The 25261-nt window shown below is 48.3% G+C and carries 23 protein-coding genes; 16 read left to right on the top strand and 7 right to left on the bottom strand.

The window, feature by feature from the left end:
• The first annotated feature begins 6 nt into the window (after nucleotides 1–6).
• Nucleotides 7–282 (top strand): MoaD/ThiS family protein, encoded by a 276-nt coding sequence (locus H6G50_RS05360; protein WP_190713981.1) that lies wholly within the window; start codon nucleotides 7–9, stop codon nucleotides 280–282.
• Between the two features lie 122 nt (nucleotides 283–404).
• Here H6G50_RS05360 and H6G50_RS05355 read toward each other — a convergent pair whose 3' ends face one another.
• On the bottom strand, nucleotides 405–1133 hold the full coding sequence (locus H6G50_RS05355; protein WP_190713979.1) for a Uma2 family endonuclease: 729 nt from the start codon (nucleotides 1131–1133) through the stop codon (nucleotides 405–407).
• Nucleotides 1134–1192: 59 nt separating this feature from the next.
• Nucleotides 1193–1891, bottom strand: a complete 699-nt coding sequence (locus H6G50_RS05350) for an A/G-specific adenine glycosylase (protein ID WP_190713977.1) — start codon at nucleotides 1889–1891, stop codon at nucleotides 1193–1195.
• A 334-nt stretch (nucleotides 1892–2225) separates the two neighbouring features.
• On the opposite strand from H6G50_RS05350, the gene hpsA reads away from it, so the two are divergent.
• The 5 genes from hpsA (at nucleotide 2226) to H6G50_RS05325 (ending at nucleotide 10893) form a co-directional block, all read left to right on the top strand.
• Nucleotides 2226–7421 (top strand): hormogonium polysaccharide biosynthesis protein HpsA, encoded by a 5196-nt coding sequence (gene hpsA, locus H6G50_RS05345; RefSeq protein WP_190713975.1) that lies wholly within the window; start codon nucleotides 2226–2228, stop codon nucleotides 7419–7421.
• 114 nt (nucleotides 7422–7535) lie between these two features.
• Entirely contained in the window at nucleotides 7536–8180 is a 645-nt protein-coding gene (gene hpsB, locus H6G50_RS05340; RefSeq protein WP_190713973.1) for a hormogonium polysaccharide secretion pseudopilin HpsB, read from the top strand.
• 70 nt (nucleotides 8181–8250) lie between these two features.
• The gene (gene hpsC / locus H6G50_RS05335; RefSeq protein ID WP_190713971.1) at nucleotides 8251–9336 is read left to right on the top strand and encodes a hormogonium polysaccharide secretion pseudopilin HpsC; all 1086 of its coding nucleotides are present in this window, start codon (nucleotides 8251–8253) and stop codon (nucleotides 9334–9336) included.
• A 105-nt stretch (nucleotides 9337–9441) separates the two neighbouring features.
• Complete coding sequence (locus H6G50_RS05330) at nucleotides 9442–10191, top strand: prepilin-type N-terminal cleavage/methylation domain-containing protein (protein ID WP_190713968.1); 750 nt, start codon at nucleotides 9442–9444, stop codon at nucleotides 10189–10191.
• A gap of 69 nt (nucleotides 10192–10260) precedes the next feature.
• A complete protein-coding gene (locus H6G50_RS05325; protein ID WP_242032720.1) occupies nucleotides 10261–10893 on the top strand; it encodes a prepilin-type N-terminal cleavage/methylation domain-containing protein in 633 nt (210 codons plus the stop codon).
• Between the two features lie 223 nt (nucleotides 10894–11116).
• Here the strand turns inward: H6G50_RS05325 and pipX are convergent, their stop codons facing one another.
• Nucleotides 11117–11389, bottom strand: coding sequence for a transcriptional coactivator PipX (gene pipX / locus H6G50_RS05320; protein WP_190714157.1), 273 nt, complete (start codon nucleotides 11387–11389; stop codon nucleotides 11117–11119).
• 726 nt (nucleotides 11390–12115) lie between these two features.
• Between pipX and H6G50_RS05315 the strand changes: the two genes are divergently transcribed.
• The 7 genes from H6G50_RS05315 (at nucleotide 12116) to H6G50_RS05285 (ending at nucleotide 20474) form a co-directional block, all read left to right on the top strand.
• Nucleotides 12116–13276, top strand: coding sequence for an NDP-sugar synthase (locus tag H6G50_RS05315; RefSeq protein ID WP_190713967.1), 1161 nt, complete (start codon nucleotides 12116–12118; stop codon nucleotides 13274–13276).
• A 192-nt stretch (nucleotides 13277–13468) separates the two neighbouring features.
• Nucleotides 13469–14050, top strand: coding sequence for a hypothetical protein (locus tag H6G50_RS05310; protein WP_242032719.1), 582 nt, complete (start codon nucleotides 13469–13471; stop codon nucleotides 14048–14050).
• Nucleotides 14051–14119: 69 nt separating this feature from the next.
• Nucleotides 14120–16417, top strand: coding sequence for a BON domain-containing protein (locus tag H6G50_RS05305; protein WP_190713962.1), 2298 nt, complete (start codon nucleotides 14120–14122; stop codon nucleotides 16415–16417).
• A gap of 6 nt (nucleotides 16418–16423) precedes the next feature.
• Entirely contained in the window at nucleotides 16424–16966 is a 543-nt protein-coding gene (locus tag H6G50_RS05300; RefSeq protein WP_190713960.1) for a Rab family GTPase, read from the top strand.
• Nucleotides 16967–17239: 273 nt separating this feature from the next.
• The gene (locus tag H6G50_RS05295) at nucleotides 17240–19591 is read left to right on the top strand and encodes an adenylate/guanylate cyclase domain-containing protein (RefSeq protein WP_190713958.1); all 2352 of its coding nucleotides are present in this window, start codon (nucleotides 17240–17242) and stop codon (nucleotides 19589–19591) included.
• A 365-nt stretch (nucleotides 19592–19956) separates the two neighbouring features.
• Complete coding sequence (locus H6G50_RS05290; protein ID WP_190713956.1) at nucleotides 19957–20187, top strand: addiction module protein; 231 nt, start codon at nucleotides 19957–19959, stop codon at nucleotides 20185–20187.
• Nucleotides 20184–20474: a type II toxin-antitoxin system RelE/ParE family toxin gene (locus H6G50_RS05285; protein WP_190713953.1), complete on the top strand. Its 291-nt coding sequence runs from the start codon at nucleotides 20184–20186 to the stop codon at nucleotides 20472–20474. The genes H6G50_RS05290 and H6G50_RS05285 overlap by 4 nt, the downstream gene beginning before the upstream one ends.
• A 125-nt stretch (nucleotides 20475–20599) precedes the next feature.
• Here the strand turns inward: H6G50_RS05285 and smpB are convergent, their stop codons facing one another.
• From smpB to H6G50_RS05265, 4 genes are read right to left on the bottom strand one after another with little or no spacing between them, the layout of a single operon-like run.
• Nucleotides 20600–21067, bottom strand: coding sequence for an SsrA-binding protein SmpB (gene smpB, locus H6G50_RS05280; protein ID WP_190713951.1), 468 nt, complete (start codon nucleotides 21065–21067; stop codon nucleotides 20600–20602).
• A gap of 57 nt (nucleotides 21068–21124) precedes the next feature.
• The gene (locus tag H6G50_RS05275; RefSeq protein ID WP_190713949.1) at nucleotides 21125–22135 is read right to left on the bottom strand and encodes a succinylglutamate desuccinylase/aspartoacylase family protein; all 1011 of its coding nucleotides are present in this window, start codon (nucleotides 22133–22135) and stop codon (nucleotides 21125–21127) included.
• 24 nt (nucleotides 22136–22159) lie between these two features.
• Entirely contained in the window at nucleotides 22160–23074 is a 915-nt protein-coding gene (gene rimK, locus H6G50_RS05270; protein ID WP_190713947.1) for a 30S ribosomal protein S6--L-glutamate ligase, read from the bottom strand.
• A gap of 18 nt (nucleotides 23075–23092) precedes the next feature.
• On the bottom strand, nucleotides 23093–23551 hold the full coding sequence (locus tag H6G50_RS05265; protein ID WP_190713945.1) for a RimK/LysX family protein: 459 nt from the start codon (nucleotides 23549–23551) through the stop codon (nucleotides 23093–23095).
• Nucleotides 23552–23632: 81 nt separating this feature from the next.
• Here H6G50_RS05265 and H6G50_RS05260 point away from each other — a divergent pair, with 81 nt between their 5' ends.
• The 3 genes from H6G50_RS05260 (at nucleotide 23633) to H6G50_RS05250 (ending at nucleotide 25230) form a co-directional block, all read left to right on the top strand.
• Nucleotides 23633–24487: an urease accessory protein UreD gene (locus tag H6G50_RS05260; RefSeq protein ID WP_190713943.1), complete on the top strand. Its 855-nt coding sequence runs from the start codon at nucleotides 23633–23635 to the stop codon at nucleotides 24485–24487.
• 88 nt (nucleotides 24488–24575) lie between these two features.
• Nucleotides 24576–24878 (top strand): urease subunit gamma, encoded by a 303-nt coding sequence (gene ureA / locus H6G50_RS05255; RefSeq protein ID WP_190713941.1) that lies wholly within the window; start codon nucleotides 24576–24578, stop codon nucleotides 24876–24878.
• A gap of 46 nt (nucleotides 24879–24924) precedes the next feature.
• Complete coding sequence (locus H6G50_RS05250) at nucleotides 24925–25230, top strand: urease subunit beta (protein WP_190713938.1); 306 nt, start codon at nucleotides 24925–24927, stop codon at nucleotides 25228–25230.
• Nucleotides 25231–25261 lie beyond the last annotated feature (31 nt).

Below are 25261 nucleotides of genomic sequence, written 5' to 3'. Positions count from 1 at the left end.
GAAAAAATGGCTGTAAAAGTTTTAGTACCGACTGCATTACAAAAATATACTAAAGAGCAAGCGACGATTGAAGTTTCGGGGAGTAATATCACTGAATTAATCGAGGCTCTTGAAAGTGATTTTCCGGGAATTAAAGCGCGAATTTGCGATGAAGAAGGCAAACTTCGCCGCTTTTTAAATGTGTACGTCGATAGCGAAGATATTCGCTTCCTGCAAGGAATGGAAACAGTATTGAAAGATGGGGATGAAGTCAGTATTGTCCCGGCGGTTGCGGGGGGTTAATACGTTCGGGAAAGTTGAATAGTTTGTTGGGGCATAACAACAAGATAGGTAAGGAAATAGCAGTGCTATGCCCTTACCTTTAGGAATTAATTGATTCCGATTACACGGCAATTTGTTCGCTATCAACTCTCGCTATCGGGATCGATTCCTAATGCTCTCAGTTGAGCGGCTAATCGTTCGGCGCGTTGAGTTGCTTGTTCAGCGCGTTGAGCTTCTTGTTCGGCGCGTTGAGTTGCTTGTTCCGCGCGTTGAGCTTCTTGTTCTGCGCGTTGAGTTGCTTGTTCGACTCTTTGTTCGAGTTCGAGCATTGTCAAAAACTTTCGCCCATCGGGACGATAAATTTCCAGCGTTTCCGGCGTTAAAGCGAAACGAATGCCCAATCTCGGACTCGTAAAACCATCCATTTCTTCGATAACATTCAACTTATCTTCTTCGCGAAGTAATCCAGTGAGTTCGTTATCGTCGGGGTCGTAAATGTAATATTCTTCTACCCCATATTGCTCGTAGAAATGGAACTTTTTTACCATCTCTTTGAGGCGATTTCCAGGGGAAAGAATCTCAAAAACAACTTGCGGGGCGATGTTGCCTTCTTTCCACTGTTGGTAAGAACCCCGATCGCCTTTGGGTCGCCCGAAGGCTACCATAACATCAGGAGCGAGGCGTATTTTGGGCGAACCTTCCACTGCATACCAAAGCAAGTCCCCCGCGACAAAAACTTCGGGATTCTCAGCGAACAGAAGTTCGAGATTTTCTTTGATTAAGACAATCCAGCGATATTGTAGGGTATTGTCAGCCATTGGTTGTCCGTCGCTGTCGGGGTAGATAATTTCGCGATCGAGGGAAAGAGTCATAGCGTTATTGCCTCGAGAAGCTTTGTTTTCTAGTTTAAGCGATGCTTTGTATTTTTGTACTAATGGTTGAGGAATTGACAGCGCGATCGCAATGGACATTCGCCGCAACGGGGATTGCGAGCGGTACATACTGCTGCCCCAAAGTCAAGTAAAATTAAGTTCCAACGGCTGACATTGCTGGCGGGAAGTGCGATTTCGGTAGCTTTCCAAAGAATAGGACAGCGAGATTTAACGCGATCGCCTTGCAGCCCAAAAAAACGCTCGAAAATGCGCGCAACGTTAGTATCGAGAATGCTGGCGGGCTGGGCGAAGGCGTGGGCAAGGAGCGATCGCGCCGTATATTTCCCCACTCCCGGCAGTTTCAGCAACTCAGCTTCCGTTTGCGGAATTTTGCCATCGTATTGAGTTTGCAGTAATTTTGCCGCCTCAACCAAGCGTTCTGCGCGAAAAAACAAGCCTAATGGTTGCAGCAACTCCCCCACCTCTGCAACGGAAGCGGCGGCTAAATCCGATAAAGTTGGATAGCGTTCTAGAAACGTTTTGTAAAAAGGCAACACGGTTGCTGCATCGGTTTTTTGTAGCAAACATTCAGCCACGAAAATGGCATAAGCATCGCGCGTGTTGCGCCAAGGAAAATCGCGCAGATTCACCTTTCCCCAAGCCGTCAGTTGGCGGCGAAACCACTGGACGCGCCCCGCGAAGCGGATCCCTGCGGGATTGCGTTGAAAGTATTCTGCAAGTTGTGCTTCGGAATTCATAACTCAAACGAGAAAAACAAAGAAAGCTGATAGCGCCACATCCCCAAGTTTTACAATATATACGTGGATACCTGCGGGAGCGCGTCGCGGGTTCGCTCGCGCGATCTGAGGTCATCGAACTGACATGGTTTAAATTACCGATCGCCTTTTCTATCATCGAGCCAAGAGCGCGATCGCTTTTTGGGTGTAGGTGGGTATCCTCTGCAATATAGAAGCACGAGCGAGAACGGATTAACCGAGGGTTTTCAAGTCGAGCGCTCCCGAACGACACCGCGCTTCAACCCAACGCACTTCAATCCTTTGCAAGTCAGGGACCAATCTTAACCGAACGATCATGTCTAATTCCAGACGCAAACCCAAGCCCTTTATCAAAGCCTTTCGCCGCATCTCCAGCGAAATCCTGCGAAAAATAAGTCTTTTGCTCGACAGTTTGAAGGACTGGACGCTTCGGAGACTGCGGGCGAACGGGCGGAATCGCGATCGCGCGACAGCCGGTTTTGTCCTGCCCACTGCCGTGATGGTAATTTTGGTGGTGACGCTGTTGACCACCGCGATCGTCATTCGCTCCACCGATCGCGCTAAGAATGCTAGTAACTATCGGGTGAACCAGGTAACGTTGAATGCTTCGTTACCCGCGATCGAGCGCGCTAAAAAGAAAATCGACAAACTCTTCACCGATCCCAACCTGCCTCAAGGTGCGCCCTCCGATTTATCCTTTTACAGCGTACTTAAATCCACTCAGTACAATCTAAGCGACGAAATTCGCGTTCAGCTTGCCGTAGATATACCTAACGGCACGCCCCAGAATAATGGACTGCCTAATGATAAAGTTTCAACGACAGCATGGCGCTATCCTGTAGATACTGACAATAATGGTAAGTTTGATAGCTTCACGCTGTACGGGATTTACTTCCGGACACCGCCTAAAGATGCGAAGGGTTTTTCTCGTGAGAGATCGCCCCTTGAAGCGAGAACGCCTCCCCAAGATAACGTCAAGCTTACCGCTAACTGCGCTGCCGCAGGAACAAGTGCTAGTTTAGTCGGGGCAGATGGTTGGTTCCGAGTCAGCGGCAATTTGAAAAAGAGTTTTTATGTTTATACCGTAACCGTACCCATTACTAACAAAGATCAGGCTGACCTAGGAGCCAATAATGATAAATATGAAAATTACAGTGGAAATAGGGGTTTTACGGGTTTAGAGTATCAGCAAGACCGAGTAAAAATTCCTTTTGGGAATAATGCCGTTGTCTATGAAGATGACTTAAATCTCTACTCTGGTGCGCCGCTCAAACTCAACGGACGGGTTCTCACAAGCAGTAATCTTGTAATTTCGGCTAATAGTAACTCTGAAAACTTAAGAATTTATCAGGTTAGTAGCCCTAACTCTTGTTTTTACGAGGAAGAAAACGGCAAAATCTTAGTGGGTGGGAACGTTGGCTTCGGAATTATTGGTACAACCGGAAATCTCAAGCCTACCAATATTCATCTTTTTCCAGGTAAAGGAAATAAACCAACTGTTAATACAAATTATATTTCTCAAAAATCAGAATCATCAGTAAATGACGATGCAGATGTTCTTGCTTACAACAATAAGGCTTATGAAGACAGAATCGCTTTGTTAGTTAAGGCAGCCCTCGAAAAAAATGCAAATTCTTCATCAGATCCAGAATCAGTCAGAAACAATACAACTCGATTTGTGACTGAAGATAAAATGACAGAGAGTGAAGCAAGAGAAAAAGCATTGAATCAATGGTTTAGAGACTTGACTCGCCGAGTTCCTTACGCCGAAGTACCTTTTGGAGTTGAGGAGAACTTGTCTACCGCCGATGCAATTGATGGAGAAGGGACTGATTGGCTTCGTCCCAGAAACAAAAATTGGATATTTCCGACTGAACTTATTGATAACGACGCAAAGAAAAGCAGAAAAACTGCCACGACAACGAAGTTAAACTTGTTGCCAGAACAATTGCCCGCCCTCGATCCGAAAACTCGGATCAATGAGAAAGAGATTGGCGATCGTATCCTAGTCGGCAACGGTCTACCTGCTTCTTTCTATAACGAAAAGACAAAGAATTTTGAAACCAACAGGGGTGAATTTACTAACGAGGCAGGTCAGCAGTCAATCGAAGCAACCAAATGGAAAGGTAGCGATGCAATTCGCTATCGCAAATCTCAAGTCTCACAGGGTGTCGATATCGGTCAAACCGATCGCAACGGTAGCTGGGAAAAAGATAGTGCTACATACCCTGACAATTCCCTTGATGATAAAGGAGGATTGCGAATCGTCACTGGGGCTGGGGTTTATTTACCTGCCAAACCCAATGATATGAATTCAGCCTCAAAGATAGTGTGGCCGGACTGGATGCCAGCAATTCCTAACGCTGCTAAACCTGGAGACATCGATATATCACCGACTGCGATCCCGTGGCTCACAGCAGATACGCTTAAAGATCGAGATCCGGCAGGCAGTAAAAACCGTCCTTTCCTGCGGATGCGAGCCAGCGCAGTATACCACTATACCTATAGGAACGGCGAAGAACCTATTGCCTGCGTTAGCAGTTACTACGACCCGACCGACAGCAATACAGCCCAAAATCGTGCCGATGCAAATGTCAGTGGAGGGTTAGCCTATTTCCCCATCTCCGCCAGTGATACCGTCAACAAATACAACGTGGATGGTACCGCAGACGGTCAATCCAACAACGGTATTACTTATGGGGTTGGTAGAACTTCATCCGGTACGGGTCAAAACGATGCAGATTTACTTCAACAAGCCGAATTGGTCTACCCCAACGGTCGCTTAGTCAACCCCTTATTACGCCAAGCGCTATCGAAGTCTCATGGAGACCGCACGCGTTCTGAAAAAACAGCGATTGACTCTACCCTCTGTGCTTTAAACATTCTCGGATTGGCAGGAAGTACAATTACTCCCAACGAAAGCACGCCGATTGGGAGATTGCCCCACGGCGCTATTCAAGAAATTGCGTTTCTAGACGCTCGGGAAGTTAAACAACTTGAATACGACCGAGGAACGGAAAACAAGCCGAGTGAAAATAGCTACGACGATACAAGTTACTCTTTTCAACCAACCGACAAGTCGCAAACGAAGTTTATCAATGAGAAAACTGTTAATAATAACAGTAGTAAGCGCTCTGAATACGACCGTCCAATCGAACTGCGCCAACCGATGGAAATCAGAGCGACTGTTCTCGATCTCGACGTACTGCGCAAGCAAACTGTAGGTCAAGTCTTCGGTAATGTTGATGAATATTTAATACCGAACAGTGGCATCGTTTATGTTTCCCGCGATGATGCACTGCCCGATGCCAGCAACAAACAAGCATTACCGTGGGGAAGCGGTTCGGCACCAGCAGCAGACCAGACTAGTCTGGAACTCGCCAAACACGAATTAGATACGAGCGAACCCGGCAAACCTCGTCCTAAAGATCGCCTCAGCGCCACAGATTTCTGGCTAGACCCCACCCGGCGTTCCAGCGGCGTTTTGCTCATTAACGGCCGACGCATTGCGCGAGCGCCTGACAATAAATTCAGAGCCGAAGAAAAAGGTCTGATTCTTGCTTCAAATCTCCCAGTTTACATTAAAGCCCAGTCCGCTGCTGGCGACTCGGTAACGAATACTCCAGGCTTTAATGTTCACGACAGAGAGGAATTTTCGGACATTAAATTGCAAAGCGATCCCTCCTGGTCTCAATTCTATGACCGAACGACGCTCGATACCTCCTTTGCTTGCCGCAAGGATGACCCTCGACTTAATTGCAATCCGGGAGATCAATGGCGCTCTGTATCTATTCTTGCCGATACCATCTCTCTCCTCTCCGATAGTTTCCGCTTTGGTTTCCGTAATGAAGGCGATTTCGATCTGAGAAATAATCAGGTGGATAACGGCTTCCGCAATATCAAAGTCCCTCGAACGACCGACGATCTAACAAAATTTGTAGTAGAGGCAAAAAATTCCACCCCAGCTATAGACTCAATCGAGGAGAAGCGCCTCGATAATGGCTTCTTTGACAATAACTTTGTCACGAACGGTCTCTCCAGCGAAATGACGGTGGCAGGGATATCAGACAAATATAAGGATAAAAATTACGCAGAGAAAGACTCTAATCCACGGCTGTATAGCTCCTACTTCAACAACTTTGTTACACCGATTCAGCGTCGGAATAAATTCTCAGAATATTTGATGGAAACTTGTACAAAGCTCCTAATATCTGAGTGCGACTCCGGAAAAGATTGGTCGGTTGATGGGACGATAAAAGCTTCCAACAAAATTGGCGACGGTACAATCAATACCAAACTCAGTTCTACTTATAAAGCGGGTACAACTGCTCGACCGCCCCAGCCAGATTATCAAAAATACGCTCGTCGCGTTGCATTCTTACGCCAAACTCCAGATATCACAGGTATCAAAGTAAATGGAGTAGCCGTTTCTCCTTTACCCTCTGAGGGGAGCCTCATTTTAGACAACACGAAAGCTCCTATCCCTTTAGGAATCGATAGCAATACAATCAAATGTTACACTTCTAAGGATAATGTTGAATTGACAACAGCCGCCGGAGGAACGATTACGTGCGATGCAGGCTCTCCTCCCCAGACATCAACAGACAATACTCTACTGTTCCGAACTGTAGATGGTGACGATCGCTATAAATTCCCTGACAACGAAATTTACAAGTCTGATAAAAAGCTGTACTTTGCGGATGACTTAAACAGAAAGGTTCGTGCCGGACAAACGAAGGATTTGAATAGTAATGGAACGATTGAGCCAGAAGAAGATGCAACCAAGGCACAACCCCTCTTAGTTCCTATTCTTCAGATTCACGTCACTGAAAAAACTGACGATTCAACAATGATAGGTGCTATTAACCGAGGTAATCAGTATCAGAATCATTGGTTGCCCTGGGCAAATAGTACGGACTCTATAGCACCCAGCTTTAACGCAATCTTAATCGCTGGTGATAGCCCCGGACGGACGCAAGAATTTAATGGCGCTCTGGCTAACTTTCCTCACTTTACGGAAAACTGGGCAAGAGACCGTCAGGTTAGCGGCAGCACGGTATCATATCGCGCCAGAATTGAAGGCTCGTTCATTCAGCTTAAACGTAGCGCTTATGCAACGGGTCCCTATTGGCATCTTTTAGACCCTGTAGCCAATGTTAATGGAACCTTTACGACGACGATTGCAGCAGCTAATGCTACTAACGACTTTCTCTTCCGCTATCCTCAGTTCTACAAAGCAAACGGTCAACGCAACCAGACTTACGAAGCACCATCGCGTCAATGGGGTTTTGATGTCGGCTTACTCTCGCAGCTTCCAGATGCTTTGGCTAAGAAACTGAATCGCAACTCCAGTGAAGCACCCAGCGAATATTACCGAGAAACCAGCCGCGATGACGCATGGACGAAAACGCTGTTATGTGCAACTCAGTTCACAAACGCAGGAGACCCAAGAGGAAATACAAGACCAGCCGTCAATAACGACCAACGCCCTCAAAATTGTGTTTCTCCTTAAAGGCAAATAAATGTAGAGATTAACAATGTGAAGTTCTTCACCAAGCTAAGCGCTTGGTGGAACTTCAAACCCCAGTCTCTAAGTCGAGCATCCATCACTGACCGAGTACCGACCATGAACTTTAAACTCAAACTCCTCCGACACCTGCTCAAAGATAATACCCAAGGTCTGACCATTATCGAGGGTTTGCTTGCTATTGTCATTGTTACTCTGTTGATTGTAGCGATTGGTCCCGTGCTTGCTTTTGCTGCTGCGACTCGCATCCAAGCGCGGCGCGTCGAACTTGCCTCGCAAGCTGCCACTGCTTACCTCGACTCAGTACGCTCTACCTCGCTTAAGCCCCCTCCAATAGTTTCTCCAAACGGAACTCCTGCTGAAACCCTTAGTAAGCTTGATGCTCCAGCCACAAGTCTTAGTTGTAACAAAGCTGATATAAGTACATATGGGGGTTATTGTGCAAATCCTGAAGTCGGTCAGGCATCCATTTTATATTGCGTAGATCGCAATAATAATGGCGAGTGTACCACAGCAGACGATCGCAAAGACTTTGTAATCCAAGCAGCTAGAGCTTTAACTTCTAATGGAAGTAGTTACTTACTAAGTATACGAGTTTATCGCGCCGACTCGTTTGGGGCTGGATTAACTCTGCTCAAAAAAAGCCCTAACAAACCTGAAAGCAAAGCTAGTATTCTTGCTGGTGGAAGTGGCAATCGTGTTGCTCCAGTCGTAGAATTGACAACAGAAATTCCGGCAAGTTGACAAAATTTTATATTTAATACTTTGGCAGTGAATAAATGTAACTTCTCTCCCCACCAGCGTAGATAAAACTATGGAAACTCTTAAATTTTTAATTGCAACTCGCCTCAAACAGGTCAAAGTTTCTCAATCGAGCGACGGTTTTACCTTAATTGAAATCCTCGTTGCTTTGCTAATTGCGTTTTTTGTAATTACTCCTTTGCTGGGCTTAGCTGTGAATTTACTCGATACAGACCGCCGAGAACAGGCAAAAGCAACTTCAGAACAAGAAATTCAAGCTGCTGCCGATTTCATTGCTAGAGATTTGCAGCAAGCAGTGTTCATCTACGACCCAGTGAAGGGGTTGACAAGGAATCGCAGTACGACTTCTGCTGATTCTGGAATCAAAGATCAAATTCCTCCAAATACAGGCGACATAAGCGGTTGTAAATCTTCAAACTGCGTTCCAGTTTTAGCATTTTGGAAGCGACGTAGGGTTACAGATGCTATAGCGAGAGATTCTGCTAGTGGGGGTGGGGTTAATTGTAATGAGCCTAGTAATGCGGCAAACTGTGACGATACTTTTGTGTATTCCTTAGTCACCTATTATCTAATCAAAGACGATAGTTCTACAGATCCTTGGTCATCGGCTGCTCGTATCGGACGCTTTGAAATTACTGATGGGGTCAAAAATCTTAAGGGCGATTACGAGGCATCAGGGCGCTCTCGCAAAGAAAGAAGACCGGGATTTAAGATGTTCGATCTTAATTTGGGCGGGGCAACTGTTGCTGAAAAAATGAATCAGTGGGAGCGAGCAAACGAGACCTATTCAGCCAATGATATGCAAATTGTAGTTGATTACATCGATCGCACCGAGGTTGACAATGGGCAGTCCGAGAAAAAATTTCAGACTTGCCCAGTAGATTTGGATTCCAATCAAGTAAATAGATGGACGATAACAAAACCAGATACAACACCCAAACCCTCTCCTGGTTTCTATGTTTGCGTCAACACGGAAAAGAATATCGCTCGAGTTTTCCTCAGAGGCAATGCTTGGGCAAGAATTACACCGATCCGTTCCGGCAATCCAGATTATAGCAATGACGCTTTGAAAAAACTCTCGTCTTACTTTCCGACTGCAACAGCAGAAGTTCGAGGGATAGGTGGATTGAGAGAGTAAATTAAGAGTCGCCTAGATGAATTGAGTTTAGTTGGATATTTATCGTTACCCCTTTTATTAATTTAAAATCCTTGAATGTTACGTTAAGCTACAGAGAGAAAAACAATGCGCTTGCTCAAGCATAAACTTTTTAAACAACTCTTGCTTTCAACTCGTGCCGCTCCTGAATCGAAAGAAAAGAGTGGATTTACTCTAATTGAGTTATTAGTTGTTGTTGTTATTATCGGCGTTATTGCTGCTATTGCTGCTCCAGGGTGGCTTGGCTTTATGCAACAACGCCGTGTTAATGCTACTTATAATGAAGTTCTTCAAAAAGTCAGAGAAGCTCAAAGCGAAGCGAAAAAGAAAAAGTTGGATTATAGTCTTAGTTTTCGCATCGATCCCGACACAAAACTACCTCAAGCGGCAATTCACCCGACTAGACTTCTTTACGAAAGTTCGGGGTCATTAAAGTCTTCACCTGATGCAGCGATGAACTCTTATTGGAGTTCAGGAAGATTGGGGAAAGATATTGGATTAAAGAGCGGTCAAGTTTTGGTTTTAACAAATCTGAAAAAAGGGAGTAATACGATTGAAAATGCAAAGATCGAGGTCATTAAAGAGCAAAATGATGAAATTCGGAGTATTACGTTTGATGAGATGGGGGTACTTAAAGAACCTGTGAGTTTAGGAACCGACGATCCCGATCCTCTCAAAAGCACTTTGAGTATCGTTCTCGCGCAGCCGAAAGGCACAGGATCCACCGAAGCAGTTCCAGGCTCGAAACGTTGCGTAATGGTGCGGACGCTCCTGGGCGGGCTGACTCCCGGCCGTCGCCAGTACGATGCGAACAGCAATGCAGAGGGCTGTCCGTAAGATAGTTGATTTTTTAACGGCGGTGGGAATGATAGGTTGTATAACCCGTTGTATCAGAGTCAGGGGATAATGCAACCTACCTTGAAGTTACGCTTGCTAGCGGCGGCGAGTCATGCGGCTAAAGTGAGATCGGCAGATGCGATCGGCATCACGTTAATCGAATTGTTAGTGGTCGTTGTTATCATCGGGATCGTAGCGGGGATTGCGGTTCCGGGTTGGCTGGCTTTCGTGCAGCGCCACCAACTTAATAAGTCGCGCAGTGAGGTTTTTCAAGCGCTGATGGCGGCGAAGAGCAATGCGACGCGCGATAAGCTGACTTGGCAGTTCAGTCTCCGGGAAAAGAACAACCGCGTTCAGTGGGCGATTCATCTGGCGAGCAACGGTGAGTTTATTCCAGCGACGGTTCTCAATAATGAGGCATATTGGCAAAATTTAGAGCGTGGCGTTCGCATCGACCCAGAAACGACGATTAGAACAGTCAACGAACAAGGACGAGTTCTTTTTAACCGTCATGGTTGTCCGGTTTACGATATTGACGATGAGTGCGGTTCGACTTCGCTGCAAGCTTTGGGACGAATCGCGTTACAACCGGAAAAGGGCGGCAAGCTCAAGCGCTGCGTGATCGTTTCGACAGTTATTGGAGCGATGCGCCTAGCTCGGGAGCAGCCGAAAGCGAATGATAGCGGTAAATATTGCTACTGAGGTTAGGGTTGAACGGCACTGACTTAAGGCTGATGGGCGCTGCCTACCCTACGAAATATAGCAGTTTTCACATGGATGAGGTACACCCAGCGGGCGAATGGTATTCGCCCCTAACGATTTGATTTTTAGAACTGTACCTCACGCAAACGAAAAACACTATATCAATGCTTTGGGAAATTTTCAACTCTTATTTCAGTGCCGTTCAGGTTAGGGTTTATTGATTTCAAATCCAGGTTTTTCGATGAATGCCTTGAAGCTCTGCATACTCGGACAAGGAACCGAGGCGGCGAAGTTGGCGCATCCGATTTTCTACCAAGAGGCGAGCGTCCGAGCGACCAATCGGCGCAAAAGATACGCCGTTCGTACTGCTAGTCACTAAGAAAAAAAGACGCTGAGCGTAGAGCGTCGTAAACAGTTCTTGATTCGCTTCCACCGAGCAAATTTTGTAAAGCAGACCGAATGTTGGATGATTCAGATAGCTTTCGTTATTCTCCATCAAAACTCCAGAATCAGAACCCGAACCCCGACCAACGAGAGGACGTATTGACATTTAGGTATAGATGATAGCTCGATCCGGGTCTCAACGCGAGAGGAGGATGGGGGAGAATTGCACTAATACCAGTTCTCATTGGTTTTTTACGGTTCTGCGCGCCCCTACAGATATAGCAATAGACACATCGATGAGGACAATTCGATGGGTGGAAAACCGGGCGAATGCCCATTGGTGTCAACTTAGGGTGAAACCCACTCATAAAGCGGAATCGCCCTCACCCCCAGCCCCTCTCCCAACTCTGGGAGAGGGGAGCAACAGAGAATTCTTCTCCCCCCTCGCCCAAAATTGGGAGAGGGGGGTCGGGGGGGTGAGGGCTGGGATGACGCTATAACAAACACTCGTGCTTAAGTTGACACCAATGGCGAATGCCATTCGCCCCTACCCAATTTTGTCCTAACTGCCTTGACGATGGCTATAAAATTTAGCGATCGGGATTGGGAACTGGTATAAGGTTCCAGAACCGACCGAAAGCAGTAGCCCGCGCTTGGGGTTGCGTCGCTGTTGAGGAATTGCCCGGGCATGATTTAATAAAACCCAGTAATAAAACCTACAATTCAAGATTCATAGGCCAGATCGCTCTTTGCCGCTTTGCGATTAACCCAGTGGCGGTAATCGCGCTCCATCACGCATAATGTTGTGGTGTAGGTAGGGTCAAGGAGTGGAAAAGACATGAAGGCCATGATTTTGGCGGCTGGGAAGGGAACGCGCGTTCGTCCGATTACTTATACGATTCCCAAGCCTTTGATTCCGATTTTACAAAAACCCGTGATGGAGTTTTTGCTGGAGTTACTGCGCGCGCATGGCTTCAACGAAGTGATGGTCAATGTCAGCCATCTCGCTGAAGAACTTGAAAGTTATTTCCGCGACGGGCAGCGCTTTGGGGTTCACATTGCTTATTCGTTTGAAGGACGCATTGAAGACGGTCGATTGATTGGGGAGGCTTTGGGGTCTGCGGGCGGTCTGAGACGCGTTCAAGATTTCAACCCTTTCTTCGACGATACCTTTATTGTCCTCTGCGGCGATGCGTTGATCGATTTAGATTTAACGGCGGCGGTTAAAGCTCATAAAGAAAAAGGTGCGATCGCGAGTATTGTTACAAAAACCGTCCCCAAAGACCAGGTTTCTAGCTACGGTGTTGTCGTCACTAACGAGGACGGGCGCATTACAGCCTTCCAAGAAAAACCCAGCATTGAAGAAGCGCTCAGTACCGAGATCAATACCGGGATTTATATCTTCGAGCCGGAAATCATCGACTACATTCCCCCCAACCAAGAATACGACCTCGGTAGCGAACTCTTTCCCAAACTGGTCGAGATGGAAGCCCCCTTCTACGGCATCCCAATGGACTTTGAATGGGTCGATATCGGAAAAGTCCCCGACTACTGGCAGGCGGTTCGCGGCGTTTTAACCGGCGAGATTAAAAATGTGTCCATTCCCGGAACCGAAATCGCGCCCGGAATTTACACCGGTCTTAACGTTGCAGCCAACTGGGATAAAATTTCGATTCAAGGGCCGGTTTATATTGGCGGCATGACTCGGATTGAAGATGGGGCGACCATTGTCGGCCCAACGATGATCGGTCCCAACTGCTGGATTTGTAAAGATGCCACAGTGGATAACAGTGTCATTTTTGAATACTCGCGTTTGGGAGCGGGGGTTAGACTGGTCGATAAACTGGTCTTCGGTCGCTACTGCGTCGATAAAAGCGGAGCTTCCATCGATTTGCAAGCTGCCGCCCTCGATTGGCTAATTACCGACGCGCGGCAAATTCCGCCCCACCGAGAACCCCCAGAACGCGACGCGATCGAGGAGTTGCGCGCGAAAAGCTGAGCCGTTTGCCTTCTCAAGAGCGCTTGACAGGGAGACAAACAGTTTTAGGGGCGTTAATATCCCTTCCCAGTTTCCACAGCGCGATTCCTTGGGTTCGCGCCGTGGAAACCTAAGCCTTAATGATAGGATTCAAGAATTACAGCAATTTAACATTACAATCAGTTTTCGGAGCTATCTATCAATATGAGTGATATGAGCAGAGAAGAAATGCGCGATCGCCTCGGCAATCTCGATAAAATCAGAGAAATTTTGGTAGGCTCCCAACTGCGAGACTACGAAGGTCGCTTCTCGCAAATTGAATCCGAACTCTCCCTTTTGCACCAAGACCTCAGCGCTCGTCTTGACGATATCAAAAGCTCGCTTCGCCTCGAAATTCAATCGGCAACGAACGCCTTAGAAAAACGCCTCAAATCCTTAGCCACCCATACTCAAGAAGAACTCTCCGAACGCCGCCAACAAGTAGAACGGCTCGACCAAAAGTTCAGCAACCAGCTAGCTGCGATCGACGAAGCCCTCGACCAAAAAACCGATACGCTCCGCACCCAATTCTCCGATAATCGCGAAAAGCTTCAAGATGACATCCGCGCCCTGCGAGTCCAAGTCTTTGAAGAACTCGACAGCCGTTTCGGAATGCTGCGGGATGGTAAACTAGCCAGAGAAGATATGGCTTCCATCTTATTTGAATTGGGAATGCGTTTGAGGGGAGAAGACTTCGTTCCGGCACTCAAGGCGGCAGTCGATCCCGAACTTTCCGCAGAGATTATGTCAGAATAGCTCGAACTGAGAAACTTTAAGCCTTCAAATGCGAGCCAGTGGTGTCGTTGCCCGAGGGGATAAGCCGCGATGACTTTATCAGATCGCTTTTCCGAACCACCTCGCTCCTCAAGGGACGAGTCAGCCGAGGAGCTAGAAGATCAACTCTCGCTTCTGTTTAATTTAATTGAAGGAAACTCGTCCCCAAAACCCTCAACCCTCCCAGAAGCGGCTGACAGTTCCCCGACCTCCGATCCAACCTCGGAATCGCGATCGCAAGCGGCAGACGATCTCGTTGTCAATTGGGTTGAGGTCGAAGCCGCCCTCCCTACCGTCGAACCGGAAAGCGCGATCGCACCTCAAAGCACCCTCGCGCCCGAATCCACTAACCCGCCCGCTCCTAACGCGGACGGCGATCCCGAATCGGAAATTTTCGCGCAGTTGCGCGAACTCATTGTCGGCTCCGACAATGAGTCAGAAGAACAAGTCAAGCAACTCAGCCACCAAATCCGCACTCTCCACCATCAAATCTCCGATTCCGATGCTTTAATCGAACTGCTAATGCCGGTGGTTGCCGAACTGCTCGATCGCAAAGTCCAGCAATCCCGGGAAGACGTTTGTCAGGCCTTATATCCCATTGCCGACGGCATCATCGACCAGCGCGCCCGACAAGATCGAGATGCCATGAGTGGCGTTCTGGCCAAAATCATCCCGGCAGCCATCTCCCAAGAAATCAGAGATGCACCTCATGAAATCGTGAAAGCGATCGCGCCGGCAATGGGAGCGGCAATCCGCGAACAAGTCCGACTCGATCGCAACTCCATCGCTCAAGTCCTCGCCCCGGAAATGGGACGCGCCATCAAGCAGCAAGTCGAACTCGAACGCGATGCAATGGTTGATGCCCTCTACCCCATCATCGGCGGTATCATCAAGCGCTACATCGCCGAAGCGATTCAAGAGATCAATCGCAAACTCTCCGAAACTCTTACCTCCGAAAGCGTCAAACGCAAAGTTCGCGCTCGGCTTCAGGGCGTATCCGAAGCCGAACTAATCTTCACCGAATCGATGCCCGCGCGCATCAAAGCCGTCTTCCTGATTCACAAGAGTTCTGGACTCGTCATTGCCCAAACTCACCTCTCCGACGCGCTTACCCTGGATGCCGAAATGATCGGCGGAATGCTCACGGCGATTCGGAGTTTTGTCAAAGAATGTATCGCCCCGTCCGGCGAATCCGAACTCAACGAAATTGAATACGGCGATTCCAAAATTTTGTTGGAAGTCGCAGGCTACTGCTATCTCGCCGTTGTCATCCAAGGAACTCCGCCATCGGATTTCATTGAAAAAGTTCGCGGCACGCTGGGCTATATTATCCAGAAATACGGCGACGCGATCGAAGATTTTGACGGCGATCCCGATACCCTCCCCGAAGCCGTTCCGCCCTTAATCGAAGGCTTAATGGAAATTGAGGACAAATCGGTAAAACCGAAAGCGATTCCTTGGATGCTCCTCGGAGTTGCTGGAGCGATTGCCCTCGCGATTGGCATCCCTTGGCACTTGCACCAACGCCAGCAAGCCTTCAACCACCAACTCGAAAGAAGCGTCCTCTCGGCGCTTTACGACAACCCCGAACTCTCCGTCTATCGCTTTAACGTCAGAGCCAACCGCGAGCAATTAACCCTACAAGGGCGAGTTCCCAGCCCGACTCTGCGCGACAAAGCCACTACCCTTGTTACTCCCTTCCTCGCTTCCAAGCAGCAACTCAACAATCGCATCTTAGCCGTCGATATCCCCCCCGATCCCGATCGCGTTCGTGCCGAAGTCAAGCGAGTCGAAGCGCTCCTCAACCAAGAATCCGGTATGGCGATTAACGCTCGTTACGAAACCTTACCGAATACCGGCGAACTGCCAACTCGCGGTAAAGTAATTCTTTCAGGGATGGTAAAAAGTACGGCAGCGATCCAAAAAGCGACGCGAGCCTTCGAGCAAATTCCGGGCATTAGCAATGTCAGCACGGCCTTCGGCCTCCCCAGCATCAATATTTCCACAAGAATTTACTTTGCGAAAGACAGCACTCAAATCCAATCGATCGACCTTAAAGTTAAAATTGAGTCAGTCGTTCGTATCTTGAACCAGTATCCCGACTTACAAATCGAGATTATTGGTTACAGTCCGCCTTCAGAAGGAGAAATTTCGTCCCAACTCGGGTTTCGGCGAGCAACTGCGGTTCGCACCGCTCTGCTCGAACGAGGAATTACTAGCGATCGCTTGCAAGTCCGAGGTTTGACGGGCGGGCCTTCGGATGTCGGGACAAGCGCTCCGGATTGGCTGAGACAATGCGTTCGTTTTGAAGTGCTCGCGCCCACTCTCGACCCTAATGCAGTTAATTAAACTTTAATGACAATAATTTCTCAAAAAATGTGTACGATCGGCGACTTTGGCGTGGGCAAAACCAGTCTGATTCGCCGCTTTGTTGATGGGCAGTTTAGCGATCAGTATCTCTCTACGGTTGGCGTGAAGATTTCTCATAAAGTTGTGGAAGCGATCGGCGATCGCTCTGGAACTCCTAAGAACGTTAAGTTGTTAATTTGGGATCTCGAAGGTCACACAAAATTTAAGTCGATCGCGCCGAGTTACCTACAAGGTGCAAAAGGAGCATTAATCGTAGGCGATGTCACTCGCCCGGAAACAATCGAACGCTTCTGCGACCATATTAAACTTTTTCTCTCGGTTAATCCGAAGGGAATCATTATCCTCACGTTGAATAAGACCGATTTGGTCGAACCTCAAAAGTTAGAGAAGCTTGCAGAACTGGCGCGCAACCAACAAACGGAGCAGGTTTTAGCCCTTTACAAGACTTCAGCTAAAACGGGAGAAAACGTCCAAGGAATTTTTGATACTCTCGCTCGCAAAATGCTCCAGCCTTTATCCGCCTCCTGAAACGGGTAAATCTTGAAGAATGCGGATAATCCAATGGATGGTTAATCCTTAATTTCTCTGAACCGAGAAAAACTATTATCGAGTCTGAACCCGAATCTGCCGTGTAATTACGGAGATCGATCTCTAAAAATACAGGAGAGCTTTTATCAAAATTTCTCAACTTTTCTGTATTTTTTCTAGTTTTTGAAGCTAAAAAATGCAAATTTTAGGGAAAAATAGAAGTAGTATTTTTCAGTTAGCGAACCCGAACTGCATCTATCCCTACGAGCAATTATGCACGAAGCTATAGAGGAACTCTTATCCGCCCGAGGGATTGAGTACGTCTTACTGGATCCCGAACTGCGAGTTGTTAGAACATCAGCACGCGCTTGTAGCTTTGTCGAGTCCCCGGAACTGTTACGAGCGGGGGAAGATATCCGCTCGGGCTTTCCGGAACTGTTCGGTGCTGAAGATTGCCTTGAAGCGATCGTTCGAGGCGAAAGCGAGCGATTTGAGATTAGAGCGATCGCGCGATCGCTCGGGACGTTTCATGAACCGTCCGTACAGGGGACAGTTGCCTACTTAGACTTACAAATCGTGTGTTTGCGAGCGCACTGCGAGTCGCCCCCCAAACTGCTCGCAACCCTCGAGAACGTCAGCGATCGCATGAACCTCGAGCAAACTCTCGTGCAAAGCACGAACGAAATGAGCTTGATGATGGCCTCCCTCGAGGCTTCTCACGAATATATACATAAAGTCATCGAATCGATCGCCGATGCGCTTTTCGTCGTGCGAGCCGATGGCATCATCAAAACCGTCAATCGCTCCGCCTTAGAGTGGTTCGGCTACGCTCGCTCCGAATCGATCGGTCAGCCGATTACCCGCATTATTACTGACGAACGCTTCGTTTTTGAGGAACTGCATCAGTCGCTAACAACGCGCTCGGAATCCATTCGAGAACTGGAGATGCACTGTTCGACCAAAACCGGCAAACAACTTTTGGTCGCCTTTTCTTGCTCTTCCATCGCTGCGGATCCCCACAGCGGCAGCGAATTTCTCTACATCGGTCGCGATATTACCGCCACTCGGCAGGCTCAGCGACGAGTTGCCGCCCAGTATCGAGTCGCTCAAATCCTATCCACCTCTGCTAGCGTCGAACTCGCTCTACAGCCCATTCTCGAAACGCTCTGCGAAAATTTAGATTGGCTGACTGGAGAAATGTGGTTGGTCGAATCCGAAATTTCGCTCGACTTAAAACCCGTTGCAACTTGGCAGAAACCGTCGGAGGAAGTCCGCACTTGGCAACTACAAGCGCAAACGAACACCGAGCGCGAAAATTTAGCCCGTTATGCTTGGCAGTCCGGTCAGCCCCAATGGTGCATTCTCTCGATCCTCGATGGAGGTTCGCAGGAGATGCCTCTCAACGCGCGTGCCGCTTCGCGAAGCCCTGCGGGATCGCAACATTCCTTGATGCTAGCGATTCCGATTAAAAGCGGACAAGATAAGTATGGGGTCATGCTCTTTCTCAATTCCGAAGCTAAATCCCCCGATGAAAATCTGCTGCAAATTCTGGATACGATCGGAACGAACTTAGCACAATTTTTTCAGCGCAAGCGAGCAGAAGCAGCTTTAGCAGAAAGCGAGGAACGCTATCGCGATTTGTTTGAAAACGCGAGCGATTTAATTTGGTCGTTTGACGTTCGCGGTCGATTTCTGTATGCCAATCGCGCTTGTCAGCAAGCCCTCGGTTACAGTTGGCAAGAACTCAAACAAAGATCGATGTTCGATCTGCTGCCGCTCGGGCAAAGGATTGAGTTTGCTAAGAACTTCCGCCGAGCTTTGTACGGCGAAAGAATCGAACAAATGCGAACGACGCTCCTGACTATTGCCAATCGACGGATCGAGATTGAAGGGAGTATTAGTAGCAAGCAGGGCAAAGGGGAAGAGATTGCGATTCAGGCGATGTTTCGCGATATCACCCAACGCCTTGCTACCGAACTTGCTTTGCGAGACCAACAGCAGCGGGCAGAACGGTTATTGTTAAATATTCTTCCGGCTAAAATCGCGGCGAAACTAAAGCTCAACGATCGAACCATTGCCGAAAAATTCGATAGAGCTACCGTTTTATTTGCCGATATCGTAGGGTTTACGGGGATTGCGGGCGAATTATCGCCGCTGGAGTTGGTGAACTTATTGAACGATATTTTTTCCCAGTTCGATCGCCTGACGGAATTGCACAAACTCGAGAAGATTAAGACGATTGGCGATGCTTATATGCTTGTAAGCGGCATTCCCGAACACCATCCTAATAATATTGCAGCGGTGGCTGATTTCGCCCTCGACGTTCAGGATGCGATCGCGCAGTTTAACGGCGATCGCAACTTCAATTTAAGCATTCGCGTTGGCATTCACACCGGCCCGGTCGTTGCTGGCGTGATCGGCCTTAAAAAATTCATCTACGATCTTTGGGGCGATACGGTGAATATTGCCAGCCGTATGGAATCTCATGGCGTTCCCGGACGCATTCAGGTGACGCAAGCGGTTCGGGATAGTTTGCGATCGCACTACAAATTTGAGTATCGCGGTCAAATTCCAATTAAAGGGAAAGGCAAAATGGATACTTATTGGCTGGTTGGGAAATTATGAATGATGAGGTATAAATTGTGAATGATAAAATCTCGGCATATAGCTTCTCTACTATCCATTAGAAAATCTCGATTCTATGTCAGACTATTTTCAAATTTATTGAGGTGCTAAATTTTTTACTCTAAGCTTCGTTGGAGCGGCAATCAAAATACTCTGCTGCGCCTTAAAAGTGCCTATTGCCGATCGACTTCACCGTTATTTACAAAGCTGCATCGCGAAATTCTAGTTTCAGTGAGACTTTCGGAATTCGCTAACGATTTTACTTTCCCCAGAGTGATTTAAGCGGGATAAGGGGAAAGGCAAATACGTTGATAGGTGGAATTTTGCTAAAATTGTAAACAAGATTTTCTATCCTGTGAGGATCTATGCGGTCAATTGAGCAGTTAACAGAAGAACTCTTAGCTCTCCCTAGTGTTTCTAGGGCGCTTCTAGCAGACAAGCTAGTCGAAAGCCTAGAGTTTGAGACCGATCCAACCGTTCAGGCAACTTGGGTTACTGAAGCCAAGAAACGACGAGATCGGATTCGTAACGGTTCTGTGCAGCCCATTCCAGGAGAAGAAGGTTTAGCTCGAGTTAGGCGGTTGCTCGAGCAATGAGGTATGTCTTTCACACTGAAGCTCTCACAGAATATGCTGAGGCTGTTCAATACTATTTAGAACAGCGGGTTGAGTTGGCGCAGGCATTTATCAATGCTATTGAGGATGCAGTTTATCGGATTAGAGAATCGCCTACTCGTTATATCGCGATTGATGAGGATATTCGGCGATGTATGACGCGCAAATTTCCCTATGGGATTCTCTATACAATCGAGCAAGACTACATTCTGATTTTGGCAGTGATGCATTGTAGCCGAAAACCTGGATACTGGAAAAGCCGTAAATAGCTGTAGTTGTTAGCAAGCTATTTACAAAGCCAGATTGAGCCATCCGAGTGTAAGCCTACCTTTCGGAATTCGACAGCGATTTTACTTTTTTCAGAGTGATTTAATTCCCAAAATCCCCTCAAAAGTTAAAACTGTTTGAGCGCGCGCTGCATTTGTCGCTTATCATCGCGTTCCTTAATCGCCTCGCGCTTATCGTGCAATTTCTTGCCGCGCCCTAAGCCCAAACTCACCTTCACCCAACCGCGCTTAAAATACATCTTCAACGGAACCAGCGTTAAACCTTGCTGTTCCAACTGTCCGACTAACTTGCTAATTTCCTTGCGCTTTAACAATAACTTGCGCGTGCGGCGCGGATCGTGGTTAAAATAATCGCCACTGGCTTGATAGGGGGAAATATGCCCGTTCAACAGCCATGCTTCGCCATTGCGAATTAATCCGTAAGCATCCCGCAAATTCACCCGTCCGGCGCGAATCGATTTCACTTCCGTTCCCACCAACTCAATTCCCGCCTCGTAGGTTTCGAGAATTTCGTAGAGGTAACGCGCTTGACGATTATCGCTAATAATTTTAAACCCGTCGTCTTTTTCGCCCATCTCAATCCCAGGATTCGATTTTAAAACTCGCGAGAGCGTGAATCTTTAATTATAGCGTCACTCCATCGCTTTCTCGGTCGAGCCGATCGCGCCGAGGTGAAAAACGCCGTCTCCCTGATTGACGAGGGGATTATGGCAAAACCCGATGACAATTCCAACGAAGGGCGCGCGTACATGAGTCGTGCGTTCGCTAAACGCATCGGTAATCTTCCCCAGCAGTTGCTTTTTCTGGACTCGTTCGCCTAACGCGACTTTGACGTGCAAAATACCGCTACGAGAAGCGCGAATCCATTTCGAGGCGACGATTTCCACCGTCGATACGGGGGTTGACAAAATAAAAGAATCGTGCATTTGCAGGTGAGCCATCACGCGCAAAATGCCTTCAACCCCAATGCGAATCGATTCGGGATCGAAGCGGAGAATTTCGCCCGCTTCGTAGAGGAGGGTCGGAATATTGCGCTGGGCGGCGGCTTGGCGCAAGGAACCATCGCGAATGGTGGCGTGTAGCGTTACGGGCGCGCTGAAGGCCCTCGCACAGCGATGGGTTTCCTCATCTTCAATATTGGCGCGAATCTGAGGTAAATTCGTGCGGCGATCGGAGGCTGTATGCAGATCGATCCCGTGGGTACTGTGGCGGACAACTTCTGTCATAAACAGGTGAGCGAGACGGGAAGCGAGGGAACCCGTCGGCGAACCGGGAAAGCAACGATTGAGATCCCGGCGATCGGGGAGATAGCGAGATTGAGCGATAAAACCAAAAACATTAACGATGGGAACGGCAATCAGCGTACCGCGCAGATTTTCCGGTCGGACGTGCTGCAAAACTTGGTGAATAATTTCTACGCCGTTAATTTCATCGCCGTGAATCGCAGCGCTCAACCATAACCTCGGCCCGGGTTCGCAACCGTTGATGACGATAACGGGTAGAGAGAGTAAAGTTTGCGTCGGCAGGGAAGCGACGGGAATTTCTAAGCGGTAGCGCCGTCCGGGGGCGATCGCGCGACCCGCAATAACGAGCCTATTGCCTCCCTCTTCGGAGCGATTCTCCCCTACTTTTTCTCCCGTCACTCGTCGCTTGCTATCTCCTTATCGCTAATATTGAACGCGATCGAGCGGCGCGCGGTTTTTCGCCTCGGCTGCACTTTTTGCCACAAACTCGATCGTCTTCCCTGCCACATCAACCCCCGTCGCCTTTTCAATTCCCTCCAGTCCGGGGGAAGAGTTCACTTCCATAACCACTGGACCGTGATTGGAGCGCAACAAGTCTACTCCCGCCACGCGCAGTCCCATTGCTTTAGCCGATCGCACGGCCGTACTGCGTTCCTCTGGCGTTAGCTTGACTTTCTCCGCTTTGCCGCCGCGATGCAAGTTCGAGCGAAATTCTCCCGGCGCGCCCTGGCGTTTCATTGCCGCTACAACCTTATCACCGACAACGAAACAGCGCAAATCTGCCCCTCCCGCTTCCTTGATATATTCTTGCACCAAAATATTGGCATCCAAACCGCGAAAGGCTTCGATCACTGACTTTGCTGCTTGCTGCGTTTCCGCTAAAACCACCCCAATTCCTTGAGTTCCTTCTAACAATTTAATCACCAAAGGCGCACCGCCCACTGTTTCGATTAAACCGTCGATATCTTCTGTGGCGTGGGCAAAACCCGTAACCGGCAGTCCGATGCCTTTACGAGCAAGGATTTGCAGGCAGCGCAACTTATCGCGCGATCGCGAAATTGCCTGCGAGTCATTCGTACTGAATACCCCCATCACCTCAAACTGTCTCACCACTGCCGTCCCGTAAAACGTTCTCGAGGCTCCAATACGCGGGATAACTGCATCAAAATCTTCTAACGGTTTGCCTTGATACATAATCGTCGGCTTGTGGGACGTTATATTCATATAACAGCGCAAATAGTTAATCGCGCGCATTTCGTGTCCCTGCTTCTCTCCGGCATCTAAAAGCCGCTTAGTCGAGTAGAGAGACGCATCTTGAGATAAGATGGCAATTTTCATCGTACTTTTTTAATAAAGTTAAACTTCTTTCCCACTGCTCCAGAGGAAGGAACGTCCCGCATCGACCCAAAACTGCCGACGTATTCCTTGCCGTCCTAAGAGCATTCTAAAACCCATTGCATCTCGATTGGTAAGCGTCAATTCGATCGCCCAACGTCTTTCCCCCAGTCCAATCGTCGTTTGAATCACCGGGCGCATTTGCGTCTGTCCGCCCGAATTGCGAACGTGGCGCTCGTCTAAAAGCGGGGCTTCCGCGATCGCGGTAACGTTACCATTGCGCTGCTCGGGATGGACTTTAAAACGCACGCTCGGAACTCCATCTCGTTCAAAATGTTCGATATCAAAGGCGTGTAAAGCTGAAGAACGCGCCCCCGTGTCGATTTTGGCTTTTATTTTGTCGATTCCCAGTTCGGGAAGCGATAAAAACTCCCGCCAACCAATGACGGGAAGGATCGTTTTTTCAGTTTGAGATTCCACTACAAAATGAATTATAAATGAGCGAGTTTTGGGTGATAAATTGGAAATTCTCCAATTCTATAAATAAATCGTAAATAAATTATGAGTGACGAGCTATCAGGCTGGCAAGGTTGTCTCGATCTGGTTTACCGCCATTGCGACGATGCAACGCGCATCGCCCGCGCCTACGCTCGAGCGCCCTTAAAAGTGCAGCGTCCTTTTTACCCCGAAGGGCCGCAAGTGTGCCATACGGTTATGTTACACACAGCGGGGGGCATTGTCGGGGGCGATCGCCTTTCTGCGACTATCCACCTCCTCCCCCACAGCCGCGCCCTCATCACTGCGCCCGCTGCTACCAAAGTCTATCGCAGCAACGGTCAACTCGCCCGCTACACCACAGCGTTTAACCTCGAACCCGAAGCGAGTTTGGAATGGTTGCCACCGGAAACCATTCTTTTTGAGGGGGCAGATTACCAACAGCAGACGCGCGTCGAACTCGCGCCGGGAGCGAGTTTTCTGGGTTGGGAGATCGCCCGCTTTGGACGCAGCGCCCGCAACGAGCGATTTTTGCACGGCGAATGGCGATCGCGTTTTGAAATTTGGCAGCAAGGAAAACCTCTCTGGATCGATCGCCAGCGCCTTCAAGGGAGCGAAGAAAACTGCACCAGCGCTAACGCCCTCGCCGGATATCCCCTCGTCGGCAGCTTGATTTACATCGGCAAACCCGTCTCTGAAGAATTGCTAGCGCGCGTGAGAAATCTCATCGACTCTGGTATTATCCAAAAGAAATCTCAAGCCGGACAGTTTGGCGCAACCCGCACTCAAGCAGGCGGATTGCTCTGTCGATACCGAGGCGATTCAACCGCCGAAGTTAGGAAATGGTTTATAGAAGTTTGGCGACTCTTGCGCCTTGCCAATGCCCAAAGTTCTCCGATCTTACCTCGCGTTTGGCAATAGCTCTTAATTGATTCTCTATTTCGTCTTCCCAATTTTCCATTACCAATTACGCACCAAAAATTACGAATTACTAGCCACAAATTCTTTTATGCAACTCACTCCTCAAGAAAAAGATAAACTGCTCGTTTTCACGGCTGCTCTGTTAGCCGAAAGACGCAAAGCTAAAGGATTGAAACTTAACTATCCCGAAGCGATGGCTTATATCAGTGCTGCTATTTTAGAAGGAGCGAGAGAGGGAAAAACCGTTGCAGAATTAATGGCGGATGGCGCAACTTTATTAACTCGCGATGATGTGATGGATGGAATCGCAGAAATGATTCACGAAGTACAAGTTGAGGCGACTTTTCCCGACGGAACTAAACTCGTCACCGTTCACAATCCGATTCAATAGTTTTATTTTCTAACTTTTTGTAACCCCTCTCCCCTATTAACTCAACATGATTCCTGGAGAAATTTTCCCTCAAGAAGGCGCAATCGAACTTAACGCCGGACGCGAAACGAGAAAAATAACCGTTGCGAATACTGGCGATCGCCCCATTCAAGTTGGCTCTCATTTTCACTTTTATGAAGTCAATCCTGCTTTAGAATTCGATCGCGACGCAACGAAAGGAATGCGCCTTAATATTCCTTCGGGTACGGCGATTCGCTTTGAACCGGGCGACGAGAAAGAAATCGAACTCGTCGCGATCGCGGGAACGCGAGAAATTTATGGGTTTAATGCTTTAATCAACAACCCCCTATAGCATTTAACGCTCCTATTGTCAATCGTTATTG

The organism is Oscillatoria sp. FACHB-1406 (genome assembly GCF_014698145.1).
Taxonomy (GTDB): Bacteria; Cyanobacteriota; Cyanobacteriia; order Cyanobacteriales; family Spirulinaceae; genus FACHB-1406.
Note: the sequence above shows the minus strand (reverse complement) of the source record. Positions and strands in the feature narration are given on the sequence as shown.